This is a genomic window from Pseudogemmatithrix spongiicola (genome assembly GCF_030623445.1).
GTDB lineage: Bacteria > Gemmatimonadota > Gemmatimonadetes > Gemmatimonadales > Gemmatimonadaceae > Pseudogemmatithrix > Pseudogemmatithrix spongiicola.
The window spans coordinates 2,562,292-2,582,308 of the sequence record NZ_CP130613.1; the positions used below are offsets into that span (position 1 = coordinate 2,562,292).

The 20,017-nt window shown below is 69.8% G+C and carries 21 protein-coding genes; 3 read left to right on the top strand and 18 right to left on the bottom strand.

Features of this window, described 5'->3' with window-relative positions:
* Positions 1-3: 3 nt before the first annotated feature.
* From Strain318_RS11840 to Strain318_RS11890, 11 genes are all read right to left on the bottom strand, one after another.
* On the bottom strand, positions 4-696 hold the full coding sequence (locus Strain318_RS11840; RefSeq protein ID WP_367885902.1) for a PilN domain-containing protein: 693 nt from the start codon (positions 694-696) through the stop codon (positions 4-6).
* A gap of 16 nt (positions 697-712) precedes the next feature.
* Positions 713-1,756 carry a type IV pilus assembly protein PilM gene (pilM, locus tag Strain318_RS11845; protein WP_367885903.1) on the bottom strand — a complete coding sequence of 348 codons (1,044 nt, stop codon included), beginning with the start codon at positions 1,754-1,756 and terminating at the stop codon, positions 713-715.
* Positions 1,757-1,922: 166 nt separating this feature from the next.
* Positions 1,923-2,393, bottom strand: a complete 471-nt coding sequence (locus tag Strain318_RS11850; protein WP_367885904.1) for a hypothetical protein — start codon at positions 2,391-2,393, stop codon at positions 1,923-1,925.
* Complete coding sequence (locus Strain318_RS11855) at positions 2,390-3,178, bottom strand: hypothetical protein (RefSeq protein WP_367885905.1); 789 nt, start codon at positions 3,176-3,178, stop codon at positions 2,390-2,392. The genes Strain318_RS11850 and Strain318_RS11855 overlap by 4 nt, the downstream gene beginning before the upstream one ends.
* A complete protein-coding gene (locus tag Strain318_RS11860; protein ID WP_367885906.1) occupies positions 3,169-3,516 on the bottom strand; it encodes a type IV pilus modification PilV family protein in 348 nt (115 codons plus the stop codon). The genes Strain318_RS11855 and Strain318_RS11860 overlap by 10 nt, the downstream gene beginning before the upstream one ends.
* 119 nt (positions 3,517-3,635) lie before the next feature.
* The gene (locus Strain318_RS11865; RefSeq protein WP_367885907.1) at positions 3,636-3,998 is read right to left on the bottom strand and encodes a type IV pilin protein; all 363 of its coding nucleotides are present in this window, start codon (positions 3,996-3,998) and stop codon (positions 3,636-3,638) included.
* Between the two features lie 128 nt (positions 3,999-4,126).
* On the bottom strand, positions 4,127-5,953 hold the full coding sequence (locus tag Strain318_RS11870) for a tetratricopeptide repeat protein (RefSeq protein ID WP_367885908.1): 1,827 nt from the start codon (positions 5,951-5,953) through the stop codon (positions 4,127-4,129).
* Positions 5,950-6,702: a glycosyltransferase family 2 protein gene (locus Strain318_RS11875; protein WP_437436303.1), complete on the bottom strand. Its 753-nt coding sequence runs from the start codon at positions 6,700-6,702 to the stop codon at positions 5,950-5,952. The genes Strain318_RS11870 and Strain318_RS11875 overlap by 4 nt, the downstream gene beginning before the upstream one ends.
* Positions 6,699-8,294, bottom strand: coding sequence for a hypothetical protein (locus Strain318_RS11880; RefSeq protein ID WP_367885909.1), 1,596 nt, complete (start codon positions 8,292-8,294; stop codon positions 6,699-6,701). The genes Strain318_RS11875 and Strain318_RS11880 overlap by 4 nt, the downstream gene beginning before the upstream one ends.
* Complete coding sequence (locus Strain318_RS11885) at positions 8,291-9,667, bottom strand: sigma-54-dependent transcriptional regulator (protein ID WP_367885910.1); 1,377 nt, start codon at positions 9,665-9,667, stop codon at positions 8,291-8,293. The genes Strain318_RS11880 and Strain318_RS11885 overlap by 4 nt, the downstream gene beginning before the upstream one ends.
* Complete coding sequence (locus Strain318_RS11890; protein ID WP_367885911.1) at positions 9,664-11,301, bottom strand: two-component system sensor histidine kinase NtrB; 1,638 nt, start codon at positions 11,299-11,301, stop codon at positions 9,664-9,666. Before Strain318_RS11890 ends, Strain318_RS11885 begins: the two co-directional genes overlap by 4 nt.
* Positions 11,302-11,420: 119 nt before the next feature.
* On the opposite strand from Strain318_RS11890, the gene arfB reads away from it, so the two are divergent.
* Complete coding sequence (arfB, locus tag Strain318_RS11895; protein ID WP_367885912.1) at positions 11,421-11,873, top strand: alternative ribosome rescue aminoacyl-tRNA hydrolase ArfB; 453 nt, start codon at positions 11,421-11,423, stop codon at positions 11,871-11,873.
* Positions 11,874-11,885: 12 nt separating this feature from the next.
* Here the strand turns inward: arfB and Strain318_RS11900 are convergent, their stop codons facing one another.
* The 5 genes from Strain318_RS11900 to Strain318_RS11920 all read right to left on the bottom strand — a co-directional run bounded on the left by Strain318_RS11900 (position 11,886) and on the right by Strain318_RS11920 (position 18,290).
* Positions 11,886-12,581: a hypothetical protein gene (locus tag Strain318_RS11900; RefSeq protein ID WP_367885913.1), complete on the bottom strand. Its 696-nt coding sequence runs from the start codon at positions 12,579-12,581 to the stop codon at positions 11,886-11,888.
* A gap of 30 nt (positions 12,582-12,611) precedes the next feature.
* On the bottom strand, positions 12,612-14,072 hold the full coding sequence (locus tag Strain318_RS11905; protein ID WP_367885914.1) for a TolC family protein: 1,461 nt from the start codon (positions 14,070-14,072) through the stop codon (positions 12,612-12,614).
* Positions 14,069-15,421: an HlyD family secretion protein gene (locus tag Strain318_RS11910; protein WP_367885915.1), complete on the bottom strand. Its 1,353-nt coding sequence runs from the start codon at positions 15,419-15,421 to the stop codon at positions 14,069-14,071. The genes Strain318_RS11905 and Strain318_RS11910 overlap by 4 nt, the downstream gene beginning before the upstream one ends.
* Positions 15,421-17,613 (bottom strand): peptidase domain-containing ABC transporter, encoded by a 2,193-nt coding sequence (locus Strain318_RS11915; RefSeq protein ID WP_367885916.1) that lies wholly within the window; start codon positions 17,611-17,613, stop codon positions 15,421-15,423. The genes Strain318_RS11910 and Strain318_RS11915 overlap by 1 nt, the downstream gene beginning before the upstream one ends.
* Positions 17,614-17,768: 155 nt before the next feature.
* On the bottom strand, positions 17,769-18,290 hold the full coding sequence (locus tag Strain318_RS11920; RefSeq protein WP_367885917.1) for a hypothetical protein: 522 nt from the start codon (positions 18,288-18,290) through the stop codon (positions 17,769-17,771).
* 12 nt (positions 18,291-18,302) lie between these two features.
* On the opposite strand from Strain318_RS11920, the gene Strain318_RS11925 reads away from it, so the two are divergent.
* A complete protein-coding gene (locus Strain318_RS11925; RefSeq protein WP_367885918.1) occupies positions 18,303-18,707 on the top strand; it encodes an RNA-binding S4 domain-containing protein in 405 nt (134 codons plus the stop codon).
* A gap of 80 nt (positions 18,708-18,787) precedes the next feature.
* The gene (locus tag Strain318_RS11930; RefSeq protein WP_367885919.1) at positions 18,788-18,949 is read left to right on the top strand and encodes a hypothetical protein; all 162 of its coding nucleotides are present in this window, start codon (positions 18,788-18,790) and stop codon (positions 18,947-18,949) included.
* 97 nt (positions 18,950-19,046) lie between these two features.
* On the opposite strand, the gene infA is transcribed toward Strain318_RS11930, so the two are convergent.
* Together infA and Strain318_RS11940 are read right to left on the bottom strand one after the other, a co-directional pair.
* Positions 19,047-19,268 (bottom strand): translation initiation factor IF-1, encoded by a 222-nt coding sequence (gene infA, locus Strain318_RS11935; protein ID WP_367885920.1) that lies wholly within the window; start codon positions 19,266-19,268, stop codon positions 19,047-19,049.
* A 71-nt stretch (positions 19,269-19,339) separates the two neighbouring features.
* A complete protein-coding gene (locus Strain318_RS11940; RefSeq protein WP_367885921.1) occupies positions 19,340-20,011 on the bottom strand; it encodes a thioredoxin family protein in 672 nt (223 codons plus the stop codon).
* Positions 20,012-20,017: the final 6 nt, after the last annotated feature.

A 20,017-nucleotide genomic window follows, 5' to 3' on the forward strand; every position in this document is an offset into this window, starting at 1 on the left:
GGCTTACCTCACCGCGATCGAAAGGGGAACCGTGCGGATCGCGGTCGAATCCGGCTTCTGGTACATCAGGTCGAGCTGGAACTGGTGGACATCCTTTCCATCCACCGTCGCCGACTCCGAACTCGAGATCACCACGTTCTCGAGGAACGGCGAGGCCTCGAGGTTCTTCATGAAGATGGTGACGGCCTGCAGGTCCACGGTGTACGCGAGGATGCGGATGGCGACCCGCCCGCCCCCATTGGCCGCGACGTCTTCCGGCGAGGCGGCAGCCGTCTGGTTGGACTGCTGCAGCTGACGCAACCACGTGTACGTCGGAAGCGCGCGCGCCACCTCGTCCAGCACGTGCGGCCAGACGAAGCGGTCACCATCGATCGCGGAGATGATGGCGATCTGACGCAGCAGCGAGTCGCGCTGCGCCTCTGCGGCACTGCGCTGGGCCAGCACCGCCGCGTAGCGCGTCGAGTCCTGGACGGCGATGCGTTCGCGCTCGGCGAGATCGGCCGTCTTGGTGTTCTGTGAATACCACATGAAGCCGGTGATGGCGACACCGAGAAGCAGCCCACCGACCGCGACCATCAGCCACGGATCCTTGAAGCGTCCACGCAGCTGCTCGAGGAGCGCCCCGACGTTGATGGAGGCACCCTTCGACGCGCCCTTCTTCCGGCGCGCGCCTGGGAGGAGATTGATCTCGATCATCGGCTCGTCCAGTCCATCATGCGGGCGTCCGCAGGGCCAGGCCCAACGGCAGCATCAGCAGGGGGGCTACCTCGTCCGTGACGAGCGATCCGAAAGCGCCGTCACGCACCACGAGGTTGGCCAAAGGGTTCGCCGGCTGCACCGGCAGCCGCAGCCGGTCGCCGAGTGCATCCACGAGTCCCGGCGCGCGCGAGCCGCCACCGCAGACGAAAACGCTCGCCAGCTGGCCACCCGACCGCGACGACGACGCGAGGAACGCGACGGCGCGCTCGATGCCCACGGCGATCTCTTCGCCGCGCGCCTCGAGCACCGCATCCAGATGCTCCGACCGGTCGAAGCCGCGCAGCAGCGCCTCGGCTTCATCCGACCCCAGGCCGCGGTCGCGCTGCAGGTCCTCGCGCATGCGCCGCGTGCCGGTGGAGATGTCGCGCGTGAGGATCGGGATGCCGTCCTCGACGATGTTCACGTTGGTGACTTCGTGCCCGATGTTCACGAGTGCGACCGTCCCGGTCATCGCATCGGGATGGTTCATCTCGAAGGCGTTGTGCAGCGCGAAGGCATCCACGTCCACGGCCACGGGGGTGAGCCCCGCGTCCGTCAGCACGCGCACCTTGCCTTCCACCAGTTCTCGCTTCGCGGCCACGAGGAGCACGCTCATTTCCGGATCCGTCCCGTCGGGATCGAGGATCTGGAAGTCGAGTTCCACGGATTCCATGTCGAAGGGCACGTGCTGCTCGGCCTCCCAGCGCATCAACTCACGCGCCTGGGACTCCTTCACGCGCTCAATCTGGATCTTCTTGATGATGACGTCGCGGCCACCCACGGCCGTGACCACGTCCTTGGTGGTCACGCCGGCCTCGGCCAGGGCCGCCGTGATGGCGTCGGCCACGATCCCGGGATCCATGATCTCGCCTTCGACGATCGCGTCGGCAAGCAGCGGCGCCACGGCCAGCCGCACGAGCTCCGGCTGCGCCTTGGAGTGGTCGATCACCGCGACCTTGATCAGGCCGGAACCGATGTCGAGACCGACGGTTGTCTTCTTGCGACCGAAAAGCGCCATGGTGTTCCCGTCACCGACAGGGGCAGAGAGACTTGGGTCGCCTAAGTTGCGGACGTCCCCGGTCAGGGTCAATGCGACACGGCCATACGTCTTGCGGAATAACACGAGTGGCCGTGCCGCAAGGTAACGGCCGACCGCGACTTCGTGGTCGGGGGATGGCCGACGGTCAGCCTTCGGGATGTCCGCCCAGCCAGTCGGTGCCGGCCGGCAGCAGGCGCGTCGCGCGCGGGCAGCCCACCCACGGCTCGGCCGCATCTATGGTATCTGGCCGCATCCAGCCGAGGCGACGGTGCCGGGCCCCGTGCATTCCCACGCCCACGAGTTCCACCCGGACGACGCCAGGGGCAACCGCCCACCAGCGGCGCTCGACCCGCCGTCCGTCGGCGAATCGCTCCACCGCCTCCACAGGGTGCATCGGCGGTTGCAGGCACAGCCAAGCGAGATCTGGGGGATTGCCGAGCCCGTCGATGCCCTGGAGTACGGCGGCGCGCGCGCGAGCTTCGTCTTCGGCGAGCGTCGCGGCGCGCGAGACCTGCAGGGCGTCGGTCAGCGCGAGCGCGCTGAGCAGGGCGAGCGCCACGAGCACCAGCAGCGCCATCGGGAGCGCGATGCCCCGCCGCAGGCGCAGGACACTCACGGCCACACCAGCGCGCCGGCACCCCGTCCGCCCACACCCATGGCCCGGAGCTCCCATCCATTATTAGTGAGTGCGTGCGCTGCGGAGACGCGGAAGCCGCCCGCACCCGCCGAGCGGAGGGGACCCGCCACGGGCTGGATGGGCCCGCAGGCTCCGGACCACGGGTGGCAGCGCCGCCAGCCGAGCATCCATTCGCCGCGGCCCGCGTGGTACAGCGCGAAGCGACCGCGGCGGTAGAAGCGCACCTCGGCGCCGGGTTCGATATCCACGGGCACCGAATCGACAAGCACGACGCGCAGTAGGGGCTGCGCCTCTGCCAACGGCGATCGCCAGCCGTCGGCCGCGCGACAGCTTCCGCTCACCACGCGCGGCCCGCTGGAGTCCACGACGGCGTAGTGCCAGTCCTCGGCCGCCACAGGCCTGTTCCGCACGGCCACGAGATCGTCGGCGGTGGGCATCGTCGGCAGCGTCGTAAGGCCGGCCGCTGCTGGCCACGGCAGCAGGAGCTCGCGCGCCCCGACAGCGCAGGCGACGCCGGCACCAAGGAGCAAGTCCAGCTCGACGGCGGTGTCACCGCGCGCGAGCACCGCCGCCCCGGTGGCGAGGGCGCGGCGCACGACGGCCACCGCCTCGCGCTCGGCGCGGCCCCCGATGTCACGCGCTTCGGCACGCTCCAGCGCCGATCGCGTGGCCCCCAGCGTGAGGGCGGACGACACCGCAAGCAGGCCGCCGAGCGTGAGGGCGCAGAGCGCCTCAACGAGCGTGTGCCCGTGCTTCAATCGCATGGGCGGCTCGTCACGATATGGGTCCGCGCGGTGCGCGCCCTGCTCCCGCGCGAGCCGTCGAGCGTCAGGACGCGCAGGTTGCCGACCGCCTGCACGCCCCAGCGGGCCTCGGGCCCGTCGGCGAGGCGCGTCACACCCGCGGTGTCGCCACCGGCGCAGGCCGCAGCTTCGAACCAGGCCAACCGATCGAGCAACATGCCCACCAAGGCTTCGCGACGGTCCGCGTCCAGTCGGAGGCGCGCACTCGCCAGGAGCGCGTGCAGCGTGCCCGCCACGCCGACCGCCAAGAGCGTGGCGGCCACGAGCACTTCAACCAGGGAGACTCCGCGGCGTTGCATGCCCCAAGCTCGGGCCTGCGCCGCGAAGCACCGCCATCATTTCCGTTCAGCTAGGCGTGAAAAAACGGTGGGCCGGGGAGGAATCCCCGGCCCACCGCCCAACTGACGGGATCGTCAGATCAGTTGCAGACCGGCTCGCCGTCACGGGTGCCCGTGCCGACTTCGATCGTGCAGGACACGCCGGTCGCCGTGTGGTCGACCGTGGCGATGAAGTAGCCCGTGCCCACGGCGATCGTGAGGTTGGTCACGCCCGTCGAGGTGCGGTACTGATCGGCCGTCAGCGTCGTCGTGTAGACGGCGTTGTCGGAGAAGTACGCCTCTTCAGCGGTCACGAGGTTACGCAGGTCGGCCTTCATGGCGGCGACGTAGGCCTTCTCCTTCGTGTTCGAGAACTTCGGGATCGCGATCGCGGCGAGAATGCCGATGATCACGACCACGATCAACAGCTCAATCAGGGTAAAGCCCTTGCGAGACTTCATCATGTGGAGAACTCCAGGTACGGGAAGGTGAGGGACGACGACCAAACCGCCATCGCGGTGTGGGACGAGCTTACTACAGGCAAATATCAGGCCACAGAAAGAAAACGCACAACCCGTTCAAAAGTAACGACTTACGGAGCACGTCCTGTGCTGGCCTGGTTGTCCGGTACCGCAGTTGCCTGCATCTCTTGCAGTCTGCGGCGTAGGGAAGCTGACCAGACGCGACCCCGGGCCATCGTCAGGAGAAACCGCCGCTCGCTGCGGTCGAAGGGCCGGCCCTCGCGCGCCCAGCGGTTGCGCGCATCGATCGTGTCGGTCGCCACGAGCAGCGAGTCGGTACTCCGGCGGAGACGCCGAAAGAGCCCGTAATTGATGTCCTGGGCCTGCGCGTCGAGGATCGCCAGCCGCGCACTGCTGTACTGCCGGGTCGCCAACAGACAGGAGACCAAGCCCAGGTGCGCGGACGTCGCATCGGGCATCACCTCCAGGAAGCGCCGGAAGATCGGTGCCGCCTCGTCGAAGCGGCCCACCCCTTGGAGGAACAGGCCGTAGTTCAGCTCGATGAGCCGATGCCCGGGGTCGAGTTCCATCGCCTTGCGATACATCGAGTCGGCAGGCTCGGCCCGAGCCACCATGTTGTAGTACTCGGCAAGTGCCGCCCAGGCGCGGGCATTGGTCGGCGTGTCGACGGTCATCTGGGCGAACACGGCGGCGTTGTCCTCCCACGCCGGAATGCGCTCCAACGTCCGGGCGCCGCCGAGCACGAGGACGCAGCCGGCGACGGCGACGACCGTCATGCGGAGCACGCGGAGCGGGGCGAGGAGGCGCAACACCGCAGGCGTGAGCGCCCCGAGCGCGAGCGCGATGCCGAAGCTCGGCAGGAACAGCGTGCGCTCCGCGATCAGCACACCGCTGCGGAAGAAGATGTTGGAGACGGGCAGCCAGGCAATCGCCGCCCACAGGATGCCGACCGTGATCGCCGGCGCCCGTCGGGCCGCATACCACGCGCCGACGACCAACCCAAGGAGGATCGCCGCGCCGGCCGCGAACGCCCCGTCGAGGTCCGTCGTGGCGCTGATGAACTGCGGGGAATAGTCCGCGGCGAGATGGGCCGGCCAGAGCAGCAGCCGCATGATCGTCGGCAAGAGCCGCAGCATCACGATGCTGCGCTCGACGACCCCGAAGTCGCGGATGTCCCACTGCGAGCTGTCGCCGGTGGAGATCTCCGCGCGGACGGCGACGAACACGGCGGCCGCGATACCCGACGCCAGCACGATGACGCGCGCCGACGTCGCCTCCGGGCGCAGGAGTCTCCGCCAGCCGACGCCGTAGCCGCACTCGTACGCGAGTAGCAGCGCGGGCAGGACAATGGCGTGTTCCTTGAACGTGAGCGACACCGCGTACGCGCCGACGATCGCCGCGAGGCGCATCGGCCGCAGCGTCGGTTCCCGGCGCGCCTCGACGTAGAGCAGGAACGCAATCGCCGTCCATGCGAACACCCAGAGTTCGGCCTGTCCGACCACGTTCGCGACCGCCTCGACGTGCAGCGGCGTCACGGTGAACGCGAGTGCCGCGACCGCCGCGCCCACCGGGGCGAGCATGCTGCGCGCCATCCCGTAGGCCAACGCGCAGCAGATGCCGTACAGGACGGTCGCGACGAAATGGAATGGCCAGGGAGAACCCGAGCCGATCATCCATTGCACCGCGAAGACCCGCAGCGTCATCGGGCGATACGCCGACTCGACGCTGGTGCTCGGCCCCCAGTAGCTCGAGCTGAAGTAGCGCAGCAGCCCCTCGAGCTCCCGCACGATCGGGTTGTTCGCGATGATGGGGATGTCGTCGAACGCGAAGCCGTTCCGCAGGCTCGTCGCGTAGAGACCCGCGCCGAGCGCGAGACAGGCGGCCGTGAGCCAGCTGTCGACGCGCCGGTGCTCCGCGGCGTCCACGAAGGCCTTCATCGGGTGAAGGACGCTCGCAGGATGTGCCAGAAGGCGGCCACGCCGTCGCGCCACCCGATCTTCTTGCCTTCCGCGTAGGTACGGCCCGCGTACGAGATCGGCACTTCGTAGATGCGCGCCTTCGCCTGCGCGAGGCGTGCCGTGACCTCCGGTTCGAATCCGAAGCGGTCCGACGTGAGCGTCAGGCTCCGAGCCAAGTCCCCGCGGATGGCCTTGTAGCAGGTCTCCATGTCCGTGAGGTTCAGGTCCGTCATCATGTTGCTGAACGTCGTGAGGACGCGGTTCCCCACCGAGTGCCAGAAGTGCAGCACGCGATGCTGCCCGCCGAGGAACCGGGAGCCGAACACCGCGTCGGCGCGGCCATCGACGATGGGCGCCAGCAGCACCGACCAGTCGGCCGGGTCATACTCGAGGTCGGCGTCCTGCACGATGACGACGTTGCCGGTGCTCGCCGCGAGCGCGGTGCGTATGGCCGCGCCCTTGCCGCGATTCACCTCGTGCAGGCGCAGGACATCGATCTTCCCGGCGGCAGACAGGCGCTGGAGCTCCTCGCGCGTGCCGTCCGTCGAGCAGTCGTCGACGCAGATCACCTGCGTGCGGATCGGCACCGCACGCACGGCGTCGAGGATCGTCTCGATCGTGGAGCGCTCGTTGTAGACGGGGATCAGCACCGACAGCACGATCTCATCGAGCGGCAACGGCGTGCGTCCCCGGATGTGGGACGGGACGGGCGGGAGTGACATCATCATGGTTCGTTGACCAGGAGGAAGGCACGCACCCGGAAGCCCCGGGGCGTGAGTTCGAGAAACCTACGGGACGGGCCGAACGACGTCTGGGCGTAGGCCTGCATCTGCGGACTCGTGGCCATCACCACGTAGGCATCGGGGGCGTAGAGGCGATCGATGGCTTGCAGCATCGCGCCGTGGTCCTCGACGGACTTCTGCCGGAGGTGATCGCGCACGTCGAGGCGGTCGATCGGCAGCACTTGCTGGCCGGTGTAGAGCGCGACCATCGGGGCATACTCCGTCGCCAGGCGCCTGCCTTGCAGCCGCGTGTCGGCATTGACGTAGCGCACGAGGATCTCGGCGTAGGCCGACACTTCATGGGACGCATTGCTCGCCCAGCCGAGCGCGAGCCCCCGTCCGTTGTAGGTGCCGTATCCCACCAACAGGAGCGCGCCGACGCCGACGAGCCCGACGGCGGCGCGCGGCCGCCCGGCGCCCCGCAACTCCCGCAGGGCTTCGCGGAACCCGACGAAGGCCAGCGCGACGACGATCGGCCACAACGTCCAGACGAAGCGATGCACGGTGAACGGCCACACGAGGACGATGGCCATGTAACCGGCGAACGCGAGCGTGACCACGCGCGACGGCGAACGGCGAAGTCCGAGCGCCAGCCCCCCGAGCGCCAGCGCGAACGCGATGATGCCGGCACCCGTCCCGAGCGCGCTCGCCTCGAGTGTCGAGGTCAGGACCACCTTGGCGTACCACCAGAGGTCGCCGACGTTCTTTTCGAAGACGGCCGCGACGAACGGCAGCCCGTTCTCGCGGTACCCGGCACCGACCCATGACAGGTAGTTGCCGTAGGCGCCGACGAGTTCGGGCGGGTACGCACCCGCATGCTTCGCCACGAACAGCTGCCACGGCAGGAGCAGGATGCCGACGAGCAGCCCATAGCCGAACAGCGCGCGCCACCGGCGCTCGAGCACGAAGACCATCGACGCCGCCATCACCACCGACGCACCGATGGTGCGCGTCAGGATCAACGCGGCGGCGAGCGCGGCCGCGAGGAGGATGGCGGGCAGGTCGTCCCGGCGGCGCAGGCGCTCGGCGGCGAAGACCGTCGGCGCGAAGAGGGCCACGAACATCGGCTCGGAGATCACGACGTTCGTGAGCACCAGCATCGGCAGGCTCACGGTCGAGGCGAGCATCACCACCGCGGCAACCCACGGCGCGAGACCGAACCAGCGGATGATCCCGAGCGTCATGCCGTACGCCGCGATGGCGAGCAGCACCGGATTCACGAACTTGATCCAGGCCAGTCCCGCCGCGAACGACGGCGCGAGCTTGAGCACGCCGGCGAGCAGCAACGGGAAGAGCGGGGGGAAGTGGATCGCCGCCGGCGTGCCCGGGAGGTGCGGGTTCACGAAACCCTGCCCTTCGGCCACGGCCTTGCCGATCAGCACGTAGACGGCATCGTCGTGAAAGACGCCGATCAGGTCCGTGGTCAGGGTCAGCAGTCCCGCGAGCAGGGTGATCACCGCCGTGAGCAGCGCGGCGCGCGTCGGGGTCACCTGGTCGAGACGCGCGCGGATGCTCCCCGCCATCATGGCGATCCTCACGCCTCGCCTCCGTACCGCGACAGCTTGCGGTGCAGCGTGGACGGATCGATGCCCAACACCTCGGCCGCGCGGGTCTTGTTGCCCCCCTCGCTCTGCAGCACCCATTGGATGTACGCCCGCTCGATCAACTCCAGCGTCGGGTTGGCCGCGATGCGGTCGGCGATCAGCGGCTCGCTGCGGCGTTCGGTGATGCGTTCCGGCAGGGCGCTGAGTTGGATGGTCGGCCCATGCGTGAGGATGAGCGCGCGCTCCAGCGCGTTCTCGAGCTCGCGCACGTTACCCGGCCAGTTGTACTCGCGCAGCGCGTCACCCGCCTCTTGGCTCAGCTGCTTCGTCTCGCCCCCGCGCAGCGCGGCGCCGCGGCGGAGGAAGGCCTCGGCGAGCAGCGGGATGTCCTCCCGGCGCTCGCGCAGCGGCGGCAGGTGGATGGCGATGACGTTGAGGCGATAGAACAGGTCGCGGCGGAACGCCCCGCGCCGGATCTCCTCCTCAAGGTCGCGGTTCGTCGCGGCGATGATGCGCGTGTCGATGGGCACCGCTTCGGTGGCGCCGACGGGAATCACTTCGCGGTGCTGCAGCACGCGCAGCAGCTTCACTTGGGTGGCTGGCGTGGTCTCGCCGATCTCGTCGAGGAAGAACGTGCCGCCGGCCGCCGCGGTGAACAGGCCCTCCTTGTCCTTCACGGCGCCGGTGAACGAGCCCTTCACGTGCCCGAACAGTTCGCTCTCGAGCAGGCCCTCGGGCAACGCGCCGCAATTGATGGACGCGAACGTCGCCTCGGCGCGCATCGAGAGCTCGTGGATGTAGCGCGCCACGACCTCCTTGCCCGTGCCGGACTCGCCGGTGATCAGTACCGTCGACTCCGTGTGCGCCACCGCCTCGGCGAGCGACAGCGCCTCGATCCACGCCGGGTGCGCGCCGACCGGGGCCGGTGCGTTCTTCCGCTCGCGCCGCTTCATCTCGCGCTTCAGCGACTTGTTCTCGAGGCGCAGCGCGCGATGCTCCGCCGCCCGCCGCAGGATGGCCAGCAGCTCGTCGTTGCGGAACGGCTTCTGGATGTAGTAGAACGCGCCGGCATTCACCGCCTGCATCGCCGTCTGCAGCGTGGCCTGCGCGGTCATGAGGATGACGGGCACCTCGGCGTCGTGCTCGCGCGCGGCGTTCAGCACCTCGACGCCGCCGACTCCGGGCATGCGCACGTCCGAGATGATGATGTCCGGCGTGAGCTGCGGGATGCGCTCGAGCGCGGCCTTGCCGCCGTGGGCGGTGTGCACGTCGAAGCCCTCGGCGCGCAGCAGGATCTCGAGCGTCTGCAGGATGCCTGTCTCGTCATCGACGACGAGCACGGTGGGGCGGCGGGATGGATCGGTCATAGGGACGCTCCCGAGGGGTCGTCGTCGGTGGGCAGATACACGGTGAAGCGGGTCCCGGCGCGATCGCTGTCGACGAGGATCACACCGCGATGCGCTTCGATGGCGCGATGCACGACGGCGAGGCCGAGGCCGCTGCCGCCGGACTTGGTCGTCGCGAACGGTTCGAAGAGGCGGTCCTGGATGTCCGGCGGGATGCCCGGTCCGTCGTCGTGGACCTCGAGGGCGTACGAGGCGCCGGCGAAGGGCAGCCCCGCCAAGCGATCGGCCTCGCGCACGGCGCGCAATGAAACCGCGACATGGCCGTGGTCGCCCACGGCTTGGCACGCGTTCAGCACGAGGTTGAAGACCGCGCGATGCAACAGGTCTTCATCCCCAGCCAGCGGCGTCGGCTCGGACGGCAGGTCCACGTCCACGGCGACGGTCGCGCTGCGATCGGGATGCGTTCCGGCCAGCGCGACGGCCGACCGCACGACGTCGCGGAGGTCCAGCTCTTCGCGCCGTTCCGCCTGCACGCGCGAGAAATCGAGGAACTCCGAGAGCAGGCGCGACAGGCGGTCGGACTCGCGTGTGATCAAGGCCCCGAGGGTGCGCTCATCGTCGGTAGCCGTGGCGCGGCGGGCGAGCTGCTCCACCGAGGAGCGGATGCTCGCGAGCGGATTCTTGATCTCGTGCGCCAGCGAGGCGCTGAGTTCGGCGACGGCTTCGAGGCGCTGGGCGCGCAGGCGCAGCGCCTCGAGGCGCTTCTCGTCCGAGATGTCCTGCACGATCACGGTCGTCGCACCCCCGACGGGACGCAGGTCGCCCGAGACGGCCGTCGTGGTGATGCCGAGGGGGATGGTCCGGCCCTCACGGGCGAGCGCCCCTTCGATGCGGGCGGCCCCGTGCCGGCCGGCAATCGTGGCCTCGACCGCGTCGGCGACGGCGGGCGAGACCGTCTGCAGCTGCCGCAGCACGGGCTGCCCCCCCAACGCCTCGAAGGGCACGCCGAGCAACCGCGACGCCGCCGGATTGGCGTAGAGCAAGCGCCCGAGGTCGTCGACCGTGATGATGGCCGCGCGGATGTTCGCGAGGATGTCCGCGGCGCGCACCTGCGCGCTGGCCAGTTCCGCCTCGAGTTGCTCGCGCCCCTGCCCCGCTTCCTGCAGCTGCCCGGCGATGTAGCTCGTCCCGACCACGACGAGCACGAACACCACCAATTGCAGCAACAGGGCGATCGAGATCTCCCCGCCGCTCACCAAGAAGGCATCGCCCGCGTACAGCACGCTGCCGAGCAGCGCGAGCAGCAACGAGCTGCCGATCGGCAGCAGCAGCGCGGCGGTGGCGTTCACCAGGATGTAGAGCGCGGCGAACTGCGAGTCACCGCCGCCGGTGAGGTGCACGACCACGGTCACCAGCAGGAGGTCGTGGACGAACTGCGCGTACAGGAAGCCGGGCCCGGCGTGCCGACGGTTGATTTCCGTGCGGATATAGGACGTCGCCGTGAGCGCCATCGCCGCGACGAATGCCGTAGCGGCGATGACGGTGTTCATCGGGTTCGCGAACAGCGCGAACATCACCGCCCACGCGAAGTTGGCACTCGCGACGAGCAGTCGACCGACGTATATCCCGTTCAGCAGACGCCGCGGATCCAGCACGGCGAGTATGCGCTCCGGGGTGCGGACTCGGTTAGGCGTCAGGTCGGGCTCCGGTATTGCATTTCACAAGAGTTCTAAGGTGACGATTACTCTCGCATTCTGCAACACCAGGTGGCCTCGTGGCGACGCCTGATCTCTGGGACGAGGAGGGACGCCTCTTCGTCAACGCCCGTGTCCGGATACCCGCACAGGAACTGGTGGTCCGTGCCACCAAGTCCGGCGGGCCGGGAGGCCAGCACGTCAACACCAGCTCCACGCGCGTCGAAGTCCAGTGGAACCTGCGCCAGTCCACGGCGCTCGACGACGACCAGCGCCAGCGGCTCGAGGCCCGCCTCGCGACCAAGCTCGATGCCCGGGGCGGTCTGCGCGTCGTCGCGTCCGATACGCGGAGCCAGACCCAGAACCGGGCCCTCGCCCTCGGTCGGCTGGCGGCCCTGGTCCGCAACGGCCTGACGGTGCCCAAGGCGCGGCGGGCCACCAAACCCAGCCGCGGTCAGCGCGAGCAGCGGCTCGACGAAAAGAAGCGGCGCTCGGGCGTGAAGCGCGAGCGCCGCTGGCGAACGGACGACTGATCCGGGACAGCCTCAGCGACGTCGCTGCCCGTCGAAGCGGAAGGTGACGCCGATCGTGATCGTGAGCAGGTCGGCACGCGTGTTCTTCGGCTTGATGAGGATGTTGCCGCCCGCATCCTCGGAGATGCCGCCGGGTGTCAGGTAACGCACCGACTCGCCATTCCACGTGTAGCGACCGCCGATGTCGAAGAGCACTTCACCGCCCTTCAGCGGCAGGTACAGGCCCGCGAGCACATGCTTCGAGAACGCGTTGTCCGAGGAGTTCGTCGTCGACGCGAACGGCTCATCCTCCGAGTTCGAGCCCTCGGCGCGCGTCACCGTATTGAAGTTCGAGAACCCGAGCATCCCGGCCAGATAGGGCTTCGCGCGGCCGCTGGGCATGCCGACTTGCGCGCCGACGCTGCCGCCGACGATCGCGTTCGTGGTGGTCACGTCCACCAGGATCAAGCCGAGCACACCGCCGCCCAACGGCACGCGCCGTGACTCGCTGCCGTAAATCTGGAGGTCGAAGCCCGCCCGGACGCCGAACTCCGACGCGAGCGGAAAGAGACCGGCCACGCCGAAGCCACCGGCGATGCTGACGTTGTTCGCAAACTCCCCTTGTGGGAGACCGACCTGGAGATTGACCGGGAGTCCGCCTTGGGCCGCGGCAGGAACTGACGAGCAGACGAGGGCGGCGAGGGCCGCGAGGGGACGCAGGGCGCGCATGGGCGGAGTTGAGGGGCGGTCGAATCCGTCCTACCGTGGAGTCCGACCCGGTGTTTCACCCAGCGAAAGTTGCGGGGTTCCCGTCGCCACCGCGAGCGTGCCGAGCGCCCGGGCGCGCCGCGCCACCAACGCCGCAAGCCGCAACCGCTCGTCGAGCAGCGCGCGCTCGCGCAGGTTCACGACGAGCAGCGTGCTCTCGCCGGCGGCGAAGCGCTGCTGCTCCGCCGCGAGCAGCCGCTCCTGCAGCGTGACCAAGCTCTCCTGCCGCACCAACTGCGAATCCACCGTGGTGAGCTCGAGCAGGGCGCGGCCCGCCTCGATCTCCACGTCGCGTCGCACGCGATCGCGTTCGAGCTGCAGCACGCGGGTCCGCTCCTCCGCTGCCCGCAGGCGACCGACCTCGCGCCGCGGGAACAGCGGAAGCCGCACGTTGCCGCTGAACTTGCTCTCCTCGCCGCTCAGCGACGGGGGATTGATGTCCCCGAGCGTGCCGCCGGCCGACAGGCCGCTCAGCTCGACGCTGGCGCTCGGCAGGATGCTCACCGCCGCGAGACGACGCGCCGCCTCGGCCTGCCGCCACCGCGCGGTCGCCTGTTGCACGAACGGATGCCGCGCGACCAAGAAGCGCAGGCCATCGCCCGAGACGCGGTCCTGCAGCATCGTTTCCTGCGCGAGCATCGCCCGCGGCGCCGCGACCGCGCCGTCCGGCAACCGATCTGGCGTACCGTCCGGCCGCCACAGCCATCCCTCGGCGACGAGCCGCGCCGCGGCCGCGGCGGCCTGTGCATCGAGCCGCAGGACTTCGCGCGAACGCACTTCGGCCAACGCTTCGATCGTGTCGATGGCAGCGGCATCGCCGGTCTCCACGCGCCGCCGCAGCGCCTCCAGCCGGAAGCGCGCCAACGACACGCCCTCGGCCGTGATGCGGGCCCGGCGTTCCATCTCGGACCACAGCCCCCAGTCCCGTGCGGCCGACTGCAGCACGCGCGCCACCGCCGCGTCGCGGTCCGCGTCCGCAGCCTCTTGGGCGATCTCCGCCTGACGCAGGGCGGTGCGACGCTCGTCGGTCAGGATCCGCGGACCGATCGGCAGCGAGACGCCGAACGACAACAAGCCTTCAGTCGGCGTGGCGCGCTCGGGGTTGATGATCTGGCCCGCCGCGCGCTCCCACCCGAGCTTGAAATCGACGCCCCAGGGCGTAGGCAGCACCAGACGCGCGTCCAATTCATCGTAATAGCCGATGCCCTTGAAACGCTTGGTGTCCCACATCGCGCTCAGGTAGGGGTCGAACCCTCCGCGCGCGGTGAGCGCATCCGCGTCCGCCTGCCGGCGCGCGGCCTCGGCCTGCCGCACCTGCGGATGCTGCGCGATGACGCGGGCCAGGAAGGCTTCGAGCGTGATCTCCGGACCAGCGGAGGCCGCAGCCTGCGCCCGCGCCGTCGCCGACGCGAGCAGCAGGCCCACCACCGCGGCCAACGCCGCGCGTCTCACGGGGCGGACTTGGCTGGCGCCGGGCTCGCCGCGTTGCGCGTGCCCGAGTACCCGCTGCCGCCGCTGGTCGGCGTGAGCCCCGACTGCGGCACCGCCGGCGGAAAGCCGTTGATCGTGCGCCAGACCTCGAACCACACGCGCACCTCGCGGAGCATCGCCCAGCCGCGCACGCCCGACCCCATGAGCAGCTCCCGCGGCCACGCGGGCTGCGCGGAATCGGGCGCAACGAGCACGCGGTAGTAGCCGTTGGGCAACGCCACCTGATCCACGACGGCGACGCGGCCGCCAAAGGTGCCGAGCGAGGCGTTGGGCCAGCCGCTGAACTGCAGCGCCGGCCAGCCCGCAAACTCCAGCCGCACCTCGTCACCGACGCGAATCAGCGGCACGTCGCGCGCGTTCACCTGCAGCGCCACCGCGAGTTCGGGGTTCGCGGCCTGCACGGTCGCGACCGCTTCGCCGTCCTTCACGACTTCGCCGATGCCCGCCCGCAACGCCCGCACGACGATGCCGTCGCGCGGGGCGCGCACCATCAGGAGGTCCTGGCGCTCGGACATGTTCGCCTCACCCGTCGCGAGCTTGGCGATCTCGGCGATGCCGTCCGCCACCTCGGCCAACGTCGCGCGGCGATCGCTCTCCACCTTGGCGATCTTCTCGGCATAGTCGGCATCGACCGCCGACCGTTCGGCGCGCACCGTGAGCAACGCGGCGCGCTGCTCGATGGCCAGCGCCGCCGCACGCTGCTGCCGCTGACGGGCCATCTCCAGCTCCGCGCGCGACCGCAAGCCCTCGCGCTCCAGCTGCTGGATGCGCTCGGCCTGCACGGTCGCGATCGAGTCCTCGAGCTGCGCCGCCGCCAGCGACGCCGTGATCTGCTGGATGCGGTTGTCCGCGCGGATGCGGGCCAGCGTGCGCAACGAGTCCAGCGCGATGGCCTGGTCGGCGAGGGCGGCGGCCTTGGCCCGCTTCTCCTCGACGGAGCGCCGCTTGGCCGCCACCTGCTCGCCGAGCCGGTCGAGCGTGAGCGGATCGAGATACTCCTGCTTCACCTCGGCGAGGGCGACGATCGGATCGCCCACCTTCACCGAGTCGCCTTCCTGCACGTACCACTCGCTGATGCGCCCACCGATGGCCGCGACGGCCTCCTGCGGACGGTCGGCCGGCTGCAGTGCCGTCACCTCGCCCGCGCCCGCGACGTTCTGCTGCCACGGCAGGAACGCGACGATGAGCATGATGCCGAGCACGCCGCCGATCCACATCAGCAGCGTGCGCAGCGAGGGCTGGCGCGCGAGCAAGCGCACGCTCTCGAGCGAGGCGTCGCGGCGGTCGAGGAGGTCAGAGGTGGTGGCCATCAGGCGACGCTCCGGCTGCTGGGCACGAGCTCGCGCACGAAGATGTCGCTCGCGAGGTCCTTCCAGGGCTTGGCCGCATGCGTCACGCCATCGCGAAGCACCAACACCGTTTCCACCGAGGCGAAGACCTCGGGATCGTGCGACACGATGAACAGCGTCCACGGGGCGTTCGGTCCCGTCAGCACCTGGATGAGTTCGTGGCGCGCCGCCGGCTCAACCGTCGCGAGCACCTCGTCGAGGACGATGAGCCGCGGGCGCGCCACGATGGCGCGCGCAATGAGCAGGCGCACGCGCAGGGTGGACGGCAGCCCGCGCCCGCCGCTCGCCAACGGCGTGCGCAGCCCCAGCGCCAAGGCCTGGACGTCATCGGCCGCGCCGACCGCTTCGAGCGCGCGCATCACATCGGCCGTGCTGATGCCCGCACGCCCCAGCGACACGTTCTCCTCGACCGAACCTTCGAACACCTCGCCCGGGCCGAGCACGAGCCCGATGCGGTCGCGTAGCGTCGCCGGATCGACATCGCGGAGCGTGATGCCACCGACCTGCACGACGCCGCCGTAGTGCGGCAGCAAGCCGGCCACGATGCCGAGGACCGTGGACGATCCCGCACCGTCCGAGCCGGTGATCGCCACCTTGCCACCCGGGCGCACGTCGAGCGAGATGCCCGACAGCGCCGGCCGGTTGGCCGCGGGATAGCTGTACGAGACATCCTGCAGCTTCACGGCGATGCCCGTGCCGTCGTCCGGCAGGGTAAGTCCGCCCACCGGCTCCAGCGGCAGATCCGTCACGCCGCCGAGCTTGTAGACCGCGGTGAGCAGGTCGTAGACCTCGTCGAGCGAGTCGACGAGCTTCTCGACGCCCGCCAGCACCGTCACCACCACCAACTCGGCCGCCACGAACTGGCCCAGCGTGATCTGGCCCTGGATCACCAGCACGCTGCCGATGATCAGCAGCGAGCCGGTGATGAGCGCCTTGAGGCCCACGGCCGAGAGTGCCTGCCACACCAGCACCTTGAAATGCTTCTGGCGGTACTTGAGGTAGCCGCTCACGTGCTCGTCCATGCGGGCCAGCGCCGGCGTCGCGCGGCCGGCCGCCTTGAACGAGGCCACCGTGCGCGCCAACTCCTCGAGCCAGTGCACGGCGCGGTACTTGAACTTGCTCTCCATGAGGCTCGTCTCGAGCCCCTTGGGATACGTCAGTTTCAGCACGCCCCAGAGCAGCACCACCATGCCGATCCAGAAGAACGTGAAGTAGTAGTGGTAGAACGTGAGCAACAGCAGGCCGAAGAGCACCTGCAGCAGCGCCGTCGTCGCGCCGGTGAGCAGCTTGCCCAACGACTTCTGGATGGTCACCACTTCGAAGAAGCGGTTCATGCGCTCCGGCAAGTCGTCCTTGAGCCACTGCTCCACACTCACGCGCGGCACGCGCAGCGAGAACTCCAGCGCGATGCGGGCGAAGATGCGCTGCTGGATGCGCTCGACCGCGCTCAGCTGCAGCACTTGCAGCACGCCGGTCGCCGCGGTGCCGAGGATGACGAAGGCGATGAGGATGACGATCGGCTGCAGGAACAGGCCGCCCGACACGAGCCCGATGATCGCCTGCACGCCGAGCGGCAGCGTGAGCGAGAACAGGCCGACCAGCGTGGCGTAGGCGTAGACCAGGCCGATGTTCCCCTTCTCGAGGACCAGCAGCTCCCAGAGGCGCTCCATCGGCGTGCGGTCCGCGGCATCGGCGCTGGGGCCCAGCACCGCTTCCGGCAACACCTTGGCGGGGAACAGCACGCCGACAACGCCGCTGCTGCCGGCAAGCCGCTCGAACAGGGCATCCCAGCCGAAGCGCTCCTGCTCACCGATCCCATCGGTCGTGAGGATCCGGGCAATCGCGACGTCACCGTCGACGGCATCGACCACGGCACCGCAGACGCCGCTCGTCGGCTGCTGCGCCACGATGGCCAGCGGCGCGGTGACGTCACGCATCGCGGAGCGGAACTCCGCCGCCGCGTACGATTGGCGGAGGAACGCGACGCCGCAGCGCCGGCCACTCTCCACGATGGCCTCGGCGAGGTCTGCGGCGCTCTCTTCCGGGAGGTGCAGGCGACGGAGATCCTCGCGCCAGGCGGCACCGGGATCGTCGAGCCCAAGACGCTGGGCGATGTGCTGTGTCAGGCGCACAGCGCGCGGAAGGGTCCTCATGACGTCGTCGGCATTTCAGGGACTAAAAATGTCGGTCTTGCAATTTGTTCCCATGGCACGGCTTTCCCAAGAGGGGAAAATCCGTTCCGTCGGGGAGAAATCTGCGCTTGTACCGCCCAGAGGCCGCCCGGGTTCCCCCGGGACCGCCCCCAGCGCTACGGGATGACGGGGAGGCCGGCCTGGATCGCGAGCGCGATGCGCTCGTGATTCGTGAGGCGGCCGCCCGTAATGACGACGACCAGGTTGTTGTTCGTCACCATGAGCATCGGAGGCGCGAACGGCGTGGTCTGCCCCGGAGGCGCGGCCGTGAGCGAATCCAGCCGGTCGGTGATGCGTCGGCGGGCCACGGAGTCCGGGTAGATCCACGCATAGACCGTCCCGCCCCCGGCCAGCAGCCGAATCGGCGGCTGTCCCATCCAGGCGGCGTCCGGCGCGGGGTCGGGGTTCGCGCGTGGCGCGACGCCGGCGCGCAGGAGGCGATCCATCACGTGCGCCTCCGTCCACAGCCCGTCGCTCGGCAGCGCCGCCGCTTGCCGCGCCGTGGTCTCCGCGGCGGCCATCTCCTGGCGCACGGCGCGCTCGGCCGCGGCCTGTTCCGCGGCGGGATCGCCGCAGGCACCCAACCCGAACAGACCCGATACGAGCACGGCACGGCGAACGCCCGCGGCCGTCAGCATTAGCTTGCATTCATGCACGACGAGAACGCCCCCCTGCGGACCGACCCGGTCCGGCTCGACAAGTGGCTGTGGGCGGCGCGCTTCTTCAAGACGCGCTCGCTGGCGGCCGACGCGGTGGACGGTGGCAAGGTGTACGTGAACGGCGACCGTGCCAAGCCCGCGAAGTCCGTGAAGCCGGGCGACGAGCTCCGGCTGCGCCTCGGGCCGTACGAACACATCGTCGTCGTGCGGGGCACGTCGGAGCGCCGCGGGCCGGCGCCGGAGGCGCAGCGGCTCTATGAGGAGACCGCCGCATCGCGCGAGGCCCGGGAGAAGCTGCATTGGCAGCTCACGAAGGCGGCCCCCGCGATGGAAGCGGCGCCTGGCCGGCCGACCAAGCAGGACCGCCGCGCGCTCGAGCGTTTCCGCGGCCGCTGAGATGCCGCCGTCCCCAGTGGCGGGAACGCCCCGTCAGTCGTTAGCATTCGGCTCCTGAACCTCCTCACGTGGAGCTGCGAATGTCGAACAGCGGGACTGCGCACGATCCCAACAAGCTCGGGTGGGGCTTCGCCGCCGCCATCATCGTGCTCGCGATCGTCGCCAACGTGGCTGCGTTCTCGATTCACAAGGCCACCTACCAGAAGCCCGACAAGCCGAAGGCCGAGGCCGCGGCGCACTAAGCCGCTGGACCGCGCGTTCGGTCGTCATAGCCGGTAAGCGATGAGGGGCGCGCATCCATGCGGATGCGCGCCCCTTTCGCGTTCCCGGTGGCGTCGATCAGTTCTTGTGGCGGAACGTGATGCGGCCGCGGCTCAGATCGTACGGTGAGACCTCGACCGTGACGCGATCGCCCTGGAGGACCCGGATGCGGAACCGCCGCATCTTGCCGGCCATCGTCGCGAGCACGTCGTGCCCGTTCGACAGCAGGACGCGAAAGGTCGCGCTGGGCAACACTTCGCTGACGGTCCCTTCGAGTTCGATCGCTTCTTCTTTCGCCATACGGTCCGGTTGGAGTGGGAACCCCTCAATCTAGTCGGAGGCGCGGGGGGGATTCAACGCCACGGCTTGATTTACTGACGGGTCTGCCCTGCCCCGAGGTCACATCCGCGGGTGCCCGCGGCGGCCCGCTCGAGCAGGCCGACGACCTCCGCGACCGTGCTCGCACCGGCATCCGACGCGTACCAACTCGCCTTCTGGGCGGCGAAGGCGGCGGTGCCGCCCCCGGCGCCAGCGGCCATGGCGATGGCCTGCAACGCCGCAGGCCGTTCGATCCAGCATCCCGCCTCGGCCCCCGACTCGTCGAGGACGATGACCGTGGGCGTCGCGGCTCGTCCATCGGGCGTGCGCCGTGCCTCCATCAGCGCGCGGCCGGCGCGAGGCGAGATCACGCGCATGTCGAGTTGCGGGACGGCCGCCACCAACTGCGCGAGGAACGGGATCGTGTTGACGGAGTCGCTGCAGGAGTCCACGGCGACCACGAGCAGACGCCAGCGGCCCGGCAGCGCGCGCGCCCGCGCCACGGCATCGGCCGGCGCCAGCGGACGCGCGGCATTCTCGAGCCACTGCGCCCGCCGGGCTCGCGCCGCGCCGAGGAACTCCGTCCACGGCTGACCCGCGTCGTAGAGCGCGACGAGCGTGGAGTCCCGGGTCTCGTCGGCCGACGGCGCGGGCGCAGGCTCGCAGCGGACCGCGACGGTGGGGGACGCCATCGAGAGGGAGAGCAGCAACGCCAGCGACAGCACGCAGGA